Origin of the sequence: Paenibacillus phoenicis (genome assembly GCF_034718895.1) — a bacterium.
GTDB lineage: Bacteria > Bacillota > Bacilli > Paenibacillales > Paenibacillaceae > Fontibacillus > Fontibacillus phoenicis.
In genome coordinates, this window is record NZ_JAYERP010000001.1 from 1,572,393 (window position 1) to 1,585,225 (window position 12,833).

The 12,833-nt window shown below is 54.9% G+C and carries 13 protein-coding genes, 1 pseudogene and 2 riboswitches; of the genes and pseudogenes, 5 read left to right on the forward strand and 9 right to left on the reverse strand.

Annotated features, from left to right (window positions below; translation table 11 throughout):
- Positions 1 to 105: 105 nt before the first annotated feature.
- The 7 genes and pseudogenes from leuD to lepB form a co-directional block, all read right to left on the reverse strand.
- Positions 106 to 705: a 3-isopropylmalate dehydratase small subunit gene (gene leuD / locus U9M73_RS07360; protein ID WP_009225922.1), complete on the reverse strand. Its 600-nt coding sequence runs from the start codon at positions 703 to 705 to the stop codon at positions 106 to 108.
- Positions 706 to 730: 25 nt separating this feature from the next.
- Complete coding sequence (gene leuC, locus U9M73_RS07365; RefSeq protein WP_036645872.1) at positions 731 to 2,155, reverse strand: 3-isopropylmalate dehydratase large subunit; 1,425 nt, start codon at positions 2,153 to 2,155, stop codon at positions 731 to 733.
- Between the two features lie 178 nt (positions 2,156 to 2,333).
- Positions 2,334 to 2,953, reverse strand: a pseudogene (locus U9M73_RS07370) (LuxR C-terminal-related transcriptional regulator).
- Between the two features lie 43 nt (positions 2,954 to 2,996).
- On the reverse strand, positions 2,997 to 3,278 hold the full coding sequence (locus tag U9M73_RS07375; protein WP_323079086.1) for a histidine kinase dimerization/phosphoacceptor domain-containing protein: 282 nt from the start codon (positions 3,276 to 3,278) through the stop codon (positions 2,997 to 2,999).
- 87 nt (positions 3,279 to 3,365) lie between these two features.
- Entirely contained in the window at positions 3,366 to 3,653 is a 288-nt protein-coding gene (locus tag U9M73_RS07380) for a hypothetical protein (protein ID WP_323076686.1), read from the reverse strand.
- Positions 3,654 to 3,698: 45 nt separating this feature from the next.
- Entirely contained in the window at positions 3,699 to 4,622 is a 924-nt protein-coding gene (locus tag U9M73_RS07385; protein WP_009225917.1) for an AEC family transporter, read from the reverse strand.
- A 172-nt stretch (positions 4,623 to 4,794) separates the two neighbouring features.
- Positions 4,795 to 5,355 (reverse strand): signal peptidase I, encoded by a 561-nt coding sequence (gene lepB, locus U9M73_RS07390; protein WP_260070815.1) that lies wholly within the window; start codon positions 5,353 to 5,355, stop codon positions 4,795 to 4,797.
- A 150-nt stretch (positions 5,356 to 5,505) separates the two neighbouring features.
- Here lepB and U9M73_RS07395 point away from each other — a divergent pair, with 150 nt between their 5' ends.
- Positions 5,506 to 6,429 (forward strand): LysR family transcriptional regulator, encoded by a 924-nt coding sequence (locus U9M73_RS07395; protein ID WP_009225915.1) that lies wholly within the window; start codon positions 5,506 to 5,508, stop codon positions 6,427 to 6,429.
- On the opposite strand, the gene U9M73_RS07400 is transcribed toward U9M73_RS07395, so the two are convergent.
- Complete coding sequence (locus U9M73_RS07400; RefSeq protein WP_323076688.1) at positions 6,420 to 7,277, reverse strand: carbon-nitrogen family hydrolase; 858 nt, start codon at positions 7,275 to 7,277, stop codon at positions 6,420 to 6,422. The genes U9M73_RS07395 and U9M73_RS07400 overlap by 10 nt on opposite strands.
- A gap of 460 nt (positions 7,278 to 7,737) precedes the next feature.
- Here U9M73_RS07400 and proB point away from each other — a divergent pair, with 460 nt between their 5' ends.
- The 4 genes from proB to mtnB all read left to right on the forward strand — a co-directional run bounded on the left by proB (position 7,738) and on the right by mtnB (position 11,788).
- Entirely contained in the window at positions 7,738 to 8,844 is a 1,107-nt protein-coding gene (proB, locus tag U9M73_RS07405) for a glutamate 5-kinase (RefSeq protein ID WP_323076689.1), read from the forward strand.
- 43 nt (positions 8,845 to 8,887) lie between these two features.
- The gene (locus tag U9M73_RS07410; protein WP_009225912.1) at positions 8,888 to 10,135 is read left to right on the forward strand and encodes a glutamate-5-semialdehyde dehydrogenase; all 1,248 of its coding nucleotides are present in this window, start codon (positions 8,888 to 8,890) and stop codon (positions 10,133 to 10,135) included.
- Between the two features lie 48 nt (positions 10,136 to 10,183).
- Positions 10,184 to 11,044, forward strand: a complete 861-nt coding sequence (gene proC, locus U9M73_RS07415; protein WP_260070813.1) for a pyrroline-5-carboxylate reductase — start codon at positions 10,184 to 10,186, stop codon at positions 11,042 to 11,044.
- Positions 11,045 to 11,113: 69 nt separating this feature from the next.
- The gene (mtnB, locus tag U9M73_RS07420; protein ID WP_323076691.1) at positions 11,114 to 11,788 is read left to right on the forward strand and encodes a methylthioribulose 1-phosphate dehydratase; all 675 of its coding nucleotides are present in this window, start codon (positions 11,114 to 11,116) and stop codon (positions 11,786 to 11,788) included.
- Positions 11,789 to 11,891: 103 nt separating this feature from the next.
- Here mtnB and gcvH read toward each other — a convergent pair whose 3' ends face one another.
- A complete protein-coding gene (gene gcvH, locus U9M73_RS07425) occupies positions 11,892 to 12,287 on the reverse strand; it encodes a glycine cleavage system protein GcvH (protein WP_009225909.1) in 396 nt (131 codons plus the stop codon).
- 245 nt (positions 12,288 to 12,532) lie between these two features.
- Positions 12,533 to 12,631, forward strand: a riboswitch (glycine riboswitch).
- A riboswitch (glycine riboswitch) is annotated at positions 12,632 to 12,751 on the forward strand.
- Positions 12,752 to 12,833 lie beyond the last annotated feature (82 nt).

Sequence of the window (12,833 nt, forward strand, 5' to 3'; positions counted from 1 at the left end):
AATATCAGAAAAAACACGGGGCTGATAGACTTATATTTTCATAGATTGACAAAAAAAGCCCCAGCTGCATGTCGCAGCCGGGGCTTCCCGCCAAGTTCAGACGGTTTAAGCCAAATGCGCAAATTTCTTCTTCTCGTATGCCGCAATCAAATCTTCGTGCTGGAGCGTCAAGCCGATATCGTCCAAGCCTTGCAGCAAAAACTGGCGGCGGTGCTCATCCAGATCAAAACTGATGTTCAAGCCGTACTCGTCGGTGATCGTTTTTTGCTCCAGATCCACCGTCAGTTTATATCCCTCATGGGCTGCCGTGCGTTGGAACAGCTCCTCCACTTGTTCTTCCGACAGCTTAATCGGCAGGATACCGTTCTTAAAGCAGTTGTTATAGAAAATATCCGCAAAAGACGGTGCAATCACGCAACGGAATCCATAATCCAAAATGGCCCACGGCGCATGCTCCCGCGAGGAGCCGCAACCGAAGTTGACGCGTGAAATCAGAATGGACGCACCCGCGTACCGCGGTTTATTTAATTCGAACTCCGGATTGGGGTTCCCTTCTGTGTCAAACCGCCATTCATAGAACAGAAACTGGCCAAATCCAGAACGCTCAATCCGTTTCAGAAATTGCTTAGGTATAATTGCATCGGTATCTACGTTAACACGGTCCACGGGACCTACGATTCCAGTATGTTTCACAAATGCTTCCATCGTCTGTTCTCCCCTTTTCCCTCGATTAGCTCAGGACTTCACTCTTGATTTCCCATTCACGCACGTCGACGAAATGACCCTTGATCGCCGCTGCTGCCGCCATGGCTGGAGAAACCAGATGTGTTCTGCCGCCGCGCCCTTGCCGTCCTTCAAAGTTACGGTTGGAGGTCGAAGCGCACCGTTGACCCGGCTGCAAGACATCAGGGTTCATGGCCAGACACATACTGCAACCTGCGTCACGCCATTCGAATCCCGCTTCTTTGAAGATTTTGTCGAGACCTTCTTTCTCCGCTTGCAGCTTCACGCGGCCCGAGCCTGGAACGACGATCGCCGTAACTTTGTCGGAAACCTTGTAGCCTTTAGCGATTTCCGCTGCTGCACGCAGGTCTTCGATCCGGCCGTTCGTACAGGAACCGATAAAGACATAATCGATCGCGATATCCGTCATCGGTGTACCTGGTGTTAAGCCCATGTATTCCAGCGCTTTCTCAGCGGCTTTCCGTTCATTCTCATTTGCGAAGTCGGCCGGGTTCGGCACCACGCCGTTGATCCCCGTACCCATCCCAGGGCTCGTTCCCCAGGTAACTTGCGGAATCAGCGAATCCACGTCGAATTCGACGACACGGTCGTAAGTTGCACCTTCATCGGTAGCCAGCTTCTTCCACTCCTCCACCGCCTGATCGAACGCTGCACCCTGCGGCACATGCTCGCGGCCCCGCAGGTAATTAAACGTCGTTTCGTCCGGGGCAATCAAGCCTGCTCTTGCTCCAGCTTCGATCGACATGTTACAGATCGTCATCCGCTCTTCCATGGACAGCTCCCGGATCGCTTCACCCGTATACTCGATAACATAGCCGGTAGCAAAATCCGTGCCATACTTGGCGATAACGCCGAGGATCATATCCTTTGCAGTTACCCCTGGTTTACGTTTGCCGACAAAACGGACTTCCAGCGTTTTCGCTTTCGCCTGCTGCAAGCATTGAGTTGCCAGTACGTGCTCAACCTCACTCGTACCAATCCCGAAAGCAAGCGCACCAAACGCACCGTGCGTGGAGGTGTGGCTGTCGCCGCAAACGATCGTCTTGCCCGGATGTGTCAGGCCCAGCTCCGGCCCCATAACGTGCACGACGCCTTGGTCAATCGTGTCGAGGTCGTACAAGGTGATGCCAAAATCGCGGCAATTCTTGGCCAGCGTATCGATCTGCTGCTTCGAGATCGGGTCGGTAATGTTATAACGGTCTTTGGTAGGAACGTTATGGTCCATCGTAGCGAAGGTCAATTCCGGGCGGCGCACCTTGCGTCCGCTAAGGCGCAGACCTTCAAACGCCTGCGGTGAAGTCACCTCGTGAACGAGGTGCAAATCGATATAGAGAATGCTCGGCTTGCCTTCCTCTTGATAGATGACGTGGTTATCCCAAATTTTCTCGTACATTGTCTTTTTGCTGCTCATGATCAATCACCCCACAGAAGGATTCGTACACGTGATCAAGGCAAAAGTGCAGATTGCTGCTCCCTCCGGCCTTGAATGTTGAATCCAATATAACATGATCGTGTTAATTGTTCCAAGATATAATATCTATAAATGCAATAGGTTTAACTTATAAGCGGCACAAAAAAGAGGCGTCCGGTCATTGAACCAATCCGCCCCGCAGCGCCATCACAACCACCTGTGTCCGATCTTCGCAGCCGAACTTCTGCAAGATTCGGTGGACATGAGATTTTACCGTTCCTTCGGTAATAAACAACTTGGCCGCAATTTGCTCATTACGAAGCCCGTAGGCCATCTCCTGGAGAATCTCCCGTTCGCGCTCGGTCAACAGTTCCAGCAGCTTTACTGCCTGCACGTTGTGAGGAGCGGACGGCGATGCGTTGGCAATCGCTTCCTGCAGGGCGCCGGAGGCGAGTTTCGTCTTATAGATGGCTTCCCCGCGATAAGGCGGCACGGATCGCTTCGATCATGTCGCTTGCTTCCGCGTCTTTTAAACGTCGTCAAAATAACGATTTTAACCCCTGCTTGCTGCTTCATGATCCGCTTTGTCGCTTCGATACCGTCCATGAACGGCATCTGTACATCCATCAGAATGACATCCGGACGCAGTTCCTCAGCCATTTTGACCGCATCGTTCCCATTTCCCGCTTCACCAACCAACTGCAGATCGGGCTGCAAGCTGAGAATATCGCCAAAGCCTTGACGAATCATGTTCTGATCGTCGGCGAGCATCACTTTAATCCGGTATGATTCTGTCATGGGGCTCCTCCTTTCCTTCCGTATACTGGTGGTTTGGCTCCTGCTATACTTTGTCTCCCAGATCCCCGTCTGGCAGCTCGTCTTGCATCACGCAACGAATTCCGGATGAGGCTTCCAGCCGTGACAACAGGGCGTTTAAGGCCGTTTTGCCGGAGAACGAGGCGTCATCAGCCAGCGCATGGACGGAGTTGCGGATGTCTTGAAGCCCCTGGCGCGCTACGACCAACATCTCATCGATCGTTTGCTCCGCTCGTCCGGTATCCTGCCGGACCATGAACCGCAGCGCTTGGAGCTGGACGATCAAGGACGTGAGACTATGACCTATACAGAATCATGGATGTCCCTCGCGATGCGCGTACGTTCCTCCAAGACCGCAAAACGCATGGACGTCACGGAAGCCTCCTGCAGTTCATCATACGCCTTCCGCAGCTCTGCCATATAGGCGGAGATTTTGCTCATGCATTTCTTGACGCAGCATGCGCCGGCGAATGACGGAGTACAGCAGGATCGCAAGGGAGATGTAGCTGATGATACCCGTTAGGTTCAAGGCGCCGTAGTGTATGAAAAGCACCGCCGTAATAAGCAGCGTCAGGAGTGCAGGCCACAGCGGCTTCGGCAAAATCAAACGGAACAGCGCATAAAACACGACGAGGATTAGGAAATATACCAACTCCCAATCCTGATACCATACCAAATTCACTCCAGTGATCACGAGGAGCAGGCCCAATGCCGCCCGATCCGGTCATTACTGGACGAGCACGATCAACGCCGGCAGCGTCAAAAAGGAAGCGAGGGTCGTCCATACGATACATTTGGACACTAGACCAGGAGCGGCATCAAACCGCTCGGCCAGCACAACGGCATTAACCGCAACCGGCATACAGGCTTGAATGAACAGGACGGAAAACAGCAGGCCCGAAATGCCCAGCAGCTTTAATGCCGCAAGAGCCACAAACGGTGCCAATAACAAACGGATCGCCGTGCCCGTCCAAAATGCGGCTGGCCTTACCTGCTTCGCCTCCGGCCGCCCAACCTTCATCATTTGTGCGCCTAAGATCGTCAGCACCACCGGTGAATAAGCGTCCGCGACCATGGCAATACCTTGCTCCAGCCCGGCGGTCAGGTGAAGCCCAAAGCATTTTAGAAACACGGCCAGCGCCGCCGCATACACCGCCGGCAGGGTAAACACCGATTTTACTGCGTTTTGGACAGAAAACTGGGAACGTGCCGCGAAATAAACTCCTGCCGTATTTACAATGATCATTTGTGTGATGACGTATACGGAAGCTTTATCCAAACCCAGTTGGCCAAAGGCCAGCAGCACGAGCGGCAGTCCGTAATTGGCGCTATTCGTTAAGGTGGAGATCAGCGTCAGGCCGGCTTGCTCCGCCGGATCCAGCCGGGCGATCTTCCCGATCGCTTGGGCAATGCCCCACATGAGCAGCAGGTTAACGAGCGCGAAGCCGATCGTGCTGTACAGCTCATCCGAGGAAATATGAGCATTTCGCAACGTGTCGAAGATGATAGCCGGGCTTAGCACGTACAAATACAACGTGAGCAGCGGCTTCGTGTCCCAGGCGCGAAACCGGGCCAGCAATGCCCCGGCGGCAACCGGAACTGCAAGCGGCACCAGGACGCCTAGCAGCGTCGATCCAACCGATTGGAGCATAACAGCACCCCCTTCTTTGAATTGCCTCCTATTTTAACGACCGGATAAAGCCATCGTCCAAGACTAGAAAACAATATAGTTGATAGACAAAACCTATACCTCATCCCCAATAAAAAAAGAGCAACCCGTCCGAGAAACTTCCCGGCTTCGGATTGCTCCATTACCTCTGCTTCTAAAACGAATCGATCCCCATCACATGATCAAGCGGCACCGGCCCGATGCTGCGGCTGTCGTTGCTGTTGTTCCGGTTATCCCCCATCACAAATACGTGGTTCTCCGGCACATGCCATACCTGCGCCGCGCTTGGATCCATCTGCTCCTTGATGTAGGGTTCCTCCAGTTGTTGTCCATTGCGGAACACGTGTCCGTCCTTCACTTCAATCGTGTCACCGGGCAAGCCGATCACGCGTTTGACGTAAAAAACATCGTCCTCTTCCCTGCCGGAAAGCCAGGTAATGATCGGATGCTCCTTCACGTCGTCCCAGAACGTACGGTTCCGGTCTACCCGGCTGTCGATAATGACGATGTCGCCATAAGCCGGCAGTTTCTCCAGCACATGCGTAAATTTCCAAGCGTAAATGCGTTGATTGTCCGTTAAGGTTGGTTCCATCGAATGACCGTCAACTTTATAAGGTTGAATGATAAAAATGCCGATAATCATGCTAAGTACAAAGCCTAGGACGATGGAGAAGCCCCATCCGCCGAGTTCTTTCCACCATGTTTTCCGTTTCAAGCGAAAAACCTCCACACTCTTGATGTTTGTCTCTTATTATAAAGGCAAGTCACATACCAATACAAACATCTATATGATATAGTGGACTTATAGGTTATACTTATAAGATAAAGAAGGGTTATTTCTTAAAGAACCAAAGGGGTTATTTCTATGGAACTTCGTCAACTTCTATACACGTTAAAAATCGCCGAGGAAAAAAACTTCTCCCGGGCCGCCGACAAGCTTCATATCGCCCAGCCGTCACTAAGCCAGCAGCTGTCCAAGCTGGAACAGGAGCTCGGGGTGAAGCTGTTCCAACGCAATACGAGTACTGTTGAGCTAACCTACGCCGGCGCCAGCTTTATCGCGCACGCGCAAAAAATCATGGACGCCGTTGCCCAGCTCCGTCAGGAAATGGACGACATCTCTCAGCTCAGAGCAGGCCGCGTTGTGGTCGGCAGCATGCCGATTACCGGCTCTCACCTGCTCCCTTACGTGCTCCCGGCGTTTAAAGCGAGCTACCCGAACATTCAAGTGACTCTGTTGGAAGATACATCCTTGAACCTGGAGAAACTGACGGCCGAAGGCGGCACGGATCTCAGCCTCCTGTCGCTGCCGTTGCTGGAGCCAACGCTCTCCTACGAACCGATTGGCGAAGAGATCATCGATCTGGCGGTTCCCCCGGACCATCCGCTGACGAAAACGCCCGGGGTGTTGGAGCAGGGCGTTGAGATGAAGCAACTGGAAAATGAACCGTTTATCGTGCTCAAAAAAGGCCAGGGATTCCGCAAAATGACCGCCGACTTATGCCGGGAGGCCGGGTTCGAGCCCAACGTCGTCTTTGAAAGCAACAATATCGAAACGGTGCAGTCGCTGGTTGCCGCCGGGATGGGCATTACGCTGGTGCCGCGGTTTATCGCCCGGGCGAAACGCAGCGAGTTGATCCCGGCGTATTTGCCTCTCGCCGCTCCGGCCCCAAGCCGGACGCTGGTCATCGCCTACCGCAAAGGACGTTATCTGTCCAAGGCAGCGGAGGCTTTTATTGAGACGTTTAAAAAGACGATGGAGGAACGCCAAACGCTTCATCAATCGTAAGCCAGCGGACGGCGGTCATCGAAGACGGGAATACGGCGACGGACTTGATCAACCAACGTCAAGTCAATGCTGCCGGTGACAATTTCCTCCGCTTCACCGCCCTCGGCCACAATCTCGCCCCAGGGGTCGATGATCATCGAGTGGCCGAAAAATTCATCGCCGCCGCCCTTCCCTGTCCGGTTGCAGGCGATGACATACATTTGGTTTTCGATCGCCCGCGCGATGAGCAGCGTGCGCCAGTGGTTGAGCCGCGGGAGCGGCCATTCCGCCGCCACGAACAGCAGCTTCGCTCCGCGTAACGCCAAGCTGCGGGTCAGCTCCGGGAAGCGGATGTCGTAACAGATCTCTGCCCCAGCCGGCAAGCCATCCAATTCAAACGTTACGCTCCGTTCCCCCGGTTGCAAATACTTATCCTCTTCCATCAGTCGAAACAGATGAATTTTAGAGTAAGCAGCCACCTCTTCACCGCTGCGGTTAAATACCAGCATGGTATTGTAGACCTGACCGCTGCGATTTTCGGCAATCGAGCCGCCTATGACATGGATCCCATGACGCCGGGCGAAGGCAGCCAGCCATGCCCGGCTGTTTTGGCCCTCTGGATCGGCCAACCGGCCAATTTCCGTCAAGGCGTATCCCGTATTCCACAGCTCCGGCAGCAGGATGACGTCCGGCTTCTCCGCAGCGCGAGCTGCCCGATCCATCGCCGCCTCGAGCTTGGCCCGGTTCACTTCGGGTTGCCCTAAGACGATATCGCATTGAATCAGGGCGATCCGCCATCGGTTAGAACGAGAAGGATCTTGGTTTTGGGCTTGGTTTTGCACATGGTTTGACTCCAAATTCACCGGCATCCCACACCGCCTTTCGTACGCTTCGATTTACTAAGTCTCATCATAATGGCGACCCTGCGGATTCGCAAGACGGACGCGAATGGGAGTGGAGGAAGCGATGGTTACGCCATTTCGGCGCTTTTCCCTTTGCAATGCTAGGGGACGCGTGGTATGCTTACATTAAATGAGAACCATAAACGGACTTTTTTGAGAAAACGCATTGACGGGACCAGTACGAAAGCACGCGGCGAGACAGAGAGTAAATTCCACCGGCTGAAAGAATTTACATGCTAGCCCTTTCCGAATCCTATCCCTGAGCGGCCGGCCGAACAAGCCGGACAGCGCCCCTGTTACCGGGCATTGAAGTTGGATGAGCTCGTCTCATCAATAAAGGTGGTACCGCGGAAGTCAAAACTTTCGTCCTTTGCATGCAAAGGCGAAAGTTTTTTTTATTTTATTCATCGTTTGAGGAGTGATCCCCATGCTGCGACGCATCGTCGTCAAAATTGGCAGCAGTTCGCTGACATCGTCGGAAGGAGGATTAAACCGGGAGGCGGTTGCGTATTACGCATCCGAATTGGCCGGGCTGATTCAGGCCGGTTACCAGCCATTGCTTGTGACCTCCGGCGCGGTGGCCGCCGGGTTCCGCGAAATCGGCTACCCCGAACGGCCCAAGCTGCTGTATGAGAAGCAGGCTTCGGCTGCCGTTGGTCAAGCGCTGCTGATGCAAGCTTATCGCGAAGAACTGGCCCGTCACGGAGTAACCGCGGCCCAGGTGCTGCTGACCCGGTCCGATTTTCAGAACCGCAAGCGAACGGGTAACGCCAGCATGGCGATCGAAGAGCTGCTGAAGCGAAACGTGTTGCCGATTATTAACGAGAACGACACCGTCTCGCTCGATGAGTTGAAATTCGGCGACAACGATACGTTGTCCGCCCTCGTCGCCAACCTGATTCACGCCGATCACCTGCTGATCTTGACCGATATGGACGGACTGTACACCAAGGATCCGCGCCTGGATCCGCAGGCCCAGCGCATCAGCCGGGTCACGGAAATCACCGGCCAGATCTATGCCATCGCCGGCGGCGCCGGCTCATCCGTCGGCACAGGCGGCATGCGGTCGAAAATCGACGCCGCGAAAATCGCTTCGCTCGGAGGCGTTCCGGTCTTCGTCGGAAAGGTCGCCTCTCCTGGCGATCTGCTGGCCGCTTTGCGCGGCGACGGGCACGGCACCTATTTCGAAGCTCATGGTGCCTCGCTGCCGCGGAAGAAGCAATGGCTGGGCTTCTTCTCCACCCCGATCGGGACGCTGACGGTGGATGCCGGTGCCGAGGAGGCTTTGATCCGCGGTGGACGAAGCCTGCTTCCGGTCGGCGTCAAAGAGGCCAGCGGACAGTTCCATACCGGCGACGTCGTAGAAGTCGTCAGCTCAGGCGGCGAGGTACTGGGACGGGGCATCGTCAATTATGATGCAGAACAGCTCCATCACATCCTCGGGCTCCCCAGCACCGAGGTCTTCAAGAAGTTGGACAGCGTCCATCGTCTGGAGGTCATCCACCGGGACGAATGGATTTCGCTAAAAGCATAATCACCCCATCCTTTTTCACTGGATTTTAAGGAGGTATACCTAAATGAGTGAAGTGAGAGAAAAAGCGAAGCTGGCCGGAACGGCCGTGTCCGTCCTAAATCGTTTGACAACGGCGCAAAAAAACGAAGCTCTGCTGGCAGTCGCCGATGCGCTGGTACGCAATAGCGACGCGATACTCGCGGCGAATGAAGAGGATCTGCAGCGGGGACGCGACAACGGGACGTCTTCCTCCATGCTTGATCGCCTGGCATTAACCCATGAGCGCATTGAAGGGATCGCTGAAGGACTGCGGCAAATCGCCGAGTTGCCCGACCCGGTTGGCGACGTGCTGGAGACGATCGACCGTCCGAACGGGCTGCATATCATCAAACGCCGAGTCCCGCTTGGCGTCATCGGGATCGTCTATGAAGCGCGGCCAAACGTGACAGTGGATGCGATGGGCTTATGCCTGAAGACAGGCAACGCCGTTGTGCTGCGCGGCGGCTCCTCCGCGCTGTCCTCCAACCGAAAAATCGTGGAGATCATCCATAGCGCACTTGCGGGAACTCAAGTTCCGGTCGATGCCGTCCAGCTGATCGAGGATCCGAACCGCTCCTCCGTTGACGAAATGCTAAAGCTAAACGGATTGCTGGACGTCGTGATTCCGCGCGGCGGCAGCTCTCTGATTCAAACGGTCGTGCAAAACGCCACGGTCCCGGTCATTGAGACGGGCGCCGGCATCTGCCATACGTACTTGGATGCCTCGGCCGATCCCGTGATGGCGACGGAGATCGCTATGAATGCCAAAGTTCAGCGCCCGTCGGTCTGCAACTCGATGGAAACGCTGCTGGTGCATGAGGCATTCGCCGAACAACATTTGCTCGAGCTGGCGAACCGTTTCAAGGAAGCCGGGGTCGAGCTGCGGGGCGATGAGGCTGCAAGACAGCTAATCTCTTGGGCTGCGCCAGCGACGGATGAAGATTATGCCACGGAGTACAACGACTATATTCTCAACGTTAAAATCGTTCGCAACCTGGACGAAGCGATGGCGCATATCGCCCGCTTTGGCACGAAGCACTCCGAGTGCATCGTTACCCAGGACAGCGCGAATGCCGAACGGTTCCAGCAAGAAGTGGACGCTGCGGCGGTTTACCACAACGCCTCTACCCGCTTCACCGACGGCTTCGAGTTCGGGTTCGGCGCAGAGATCGGCATCAGTACCCAAAAGCTGCATGCCCGCGGACCGATGGGCCTAACTGCGCTCACCTCAAGTAAATATATCATCCAGGGGAACGGACAAATCCGGCAGTAACGGGGTGTCCCCCTTTTTTTCCACCATTAAAACCGGAGGTCATATGCTATGAATACCATACCCACTTTGTCCGCCTCCACCATCTGTTTCTATGGAGCGGGTTCGATGGCTGAAGCGATCGTACGCGGCTTGCTCCATAAGCAAGTTGCTGGCGCGGATCAAATTGTGATGCTGAATCGCTCGAACCGGGAACGGCTCGATTATTTAGCGCAAACCTACCAGGTACAAACAGCGGCTGAAGAGGACGCGAAACGGGTCTACTTGCGGGATGCATCGATTATCGTCCTGGCGATGAAGCCGAAGGACGCCGGCGAAGCTTTGGCTGAACTTGGACCGCTTCTGCGCGAGGGTCAGTTGATCGTCTCCCTGATCGCCGGCTTATCTATCGCGACGATTCAAGTCCTGCTTGGCAGTCCGGTCGCAGTGGCTCGCACGATGCCAAACACCTCCTGCTCCATCGGACATGGAGCTACCGGGATCTCCTTCTCTCCGGAGACCACCGAGGCGCAGCGCGCCCAAGTCTTGTCGATGTTTGAAGCCGTTGGAATGGTTAGCGTTATCCCGGAAGAACAAATGGAAATTTTGACGGGCGTATCCGGGAGCGGACCTGCATATGTTTATTATCTGATGGAAGCGATGATTGAAGCGGGCATCGAAGGCGGGCTAACACCAGAGCAATCCCGCGAGCTTACCGTGCAAACGGTGCTGGGCGCTGCCCTCATGATGTCGGAAACCGGCGAAGCGCCTACCAAGCTGCGTGCGGACATCACCTCGCCAAACGGTTCGACGCAAGCGGCGATCGGCGTGCTGGAAGCCGGCAGCTTTCAGCCGAACGTAAAGGCTGCGGTCCACCGGGCTGCCGAACGCTCGAAAGAAATGGGCGAAGCCGTGAGACAAGCGCTGTTGTAGCAGCGAAGCCGTGTGGTGCAGCGATGGCCGGCAATGCACTTAAGGCCAGTATGAAAGGGGGACGGCAGCATGAACTACGTCGATATCCCATGGGAAGAAAAGCAAGCGGCGCTGGACGCCATCCAACGCCTGCGGGAGGAGTTCGCCGCCCGCGGTTGGTTCCCCGCTTCCAGCGGCAGCTTGTCGATGAGGGTCGGCCGGTATACGCCGGACCGGTTCGTGTTTGCCGTAACAGCCGACGAGACGTATAAGTCGGAGCTGTCAGCGGCACCCTCCCCTCCGGCAGGCGTGCTGTTCGTCGATGCCGCCGGCGCACCCTGTGAGCCAACGCGGCTCAAGCCTTGCGCCGACGCACCGATACACGCGAGAATCTACCGGATGACCGGCTGCGGCGCGATCGCGCACGTACATACGACGTTCAATAATGTGCTCAGCGACTATTTCGCAGCGGATGGCGGCGTCCCACTCAAGGGAAACGAACTGCTCAAAAGCCTAGAGATATGGGAGACGCAAGCGGAGATCCGAGTGCCGATTCTGCCAAACGCCGCCGAGCTCCCTGCCATCCTCAAGCAAATCCCGGGCAGTCTGGATACAAGTGTGCCCGCGTTGTTGCTGCAAAATCACGGGATCTATGCCTGGGGGGCTAACATCACCAAGGCCAAGCGCCATCTGGAAGCGCTGGAGTTTATGTTTGAAGCGCTGTACCGTTCCCTGCTGTTGCCCCCCAAAGGGCATCATGCCTAAAAAACAACTCGCGACAAGCGATAGCGGAGTTATGCTGACCGAACATCAGCGGCTTCCGCGATTACGCTGACCGCGAGTTTCTTACTTTGCCCGAAATCTTGCTTTATCTCTCGATAAATTCCGCATACGCCTTCGCGTCCATCAAATTCGCCAGCGCGACGTTTGCGTCTTCCTTCAAACGAATGTGAACCATCCAGCCCCCGTCGTACGGCTCTTCATTCACGAGCTCCGGCGCGGTATCCAGCTCCCGGTTCACCGCCAGCACAGTCCCGCTGACCGGCGTAAACAAATCGGCGACCGTCTTAACGGATTCGATCGTTCCGATGCCTTCCTGCGCTTCGAATTCCTGCCCCGGTTCGGGCAGCTCCACGAACACGATGTCGCCCAGCCGATGTTGGGCTACGTCGGAGATGCCGATCTTCACCGTCCCATCCCCCAAATCAAGCACCCATTCATGCTCATCGCTGTACAACACGTTTTCCCTGATCTCACTAGCCAAAGCTTGCTCCTCCTCTTTCGGATGATCTAGCATACCTTACACATTGTGAATTATCTATCTTCGTATTTCCCTCGTTCAGATTATTCCAAACCTAGCTCTTATGTCAATATTATTAACACATTTGATAGAGTCTAGCAAAATGTAAGCGTAGCCTTTTCCAGTAAACGAATTTAATTAAAATTATTATGATAACTTTATTGACATCTAGGCGGTTTTTGAGTATTAATGAGATGTGTAAGCTGCGGTTGATGGCAGGGGGAGAGATTACAATTACCGTATTGTAACGCCGAAGGAGCAAGCCGCGAAGCGGTGAATCTCTCAGGCAAAAGGACCTCTGCCGGACGCAACTCTGGAGAGCATTCACGTAGAGGTATCCTCTACGTGAATCACCCAAGGGGAAACCTGCGCGAGCTTCGAGCCTTAGCACAGGGTAACTCTCAGGTACAAGGGACAGAGCCGGGAAGAACCGTTAGGTAGGCTAGCGGGTTTTCTTTGGCCTGTCCTTTTTGCTGTTCTCAAAAATTGGCCGATCCGGCCCTTACGAGG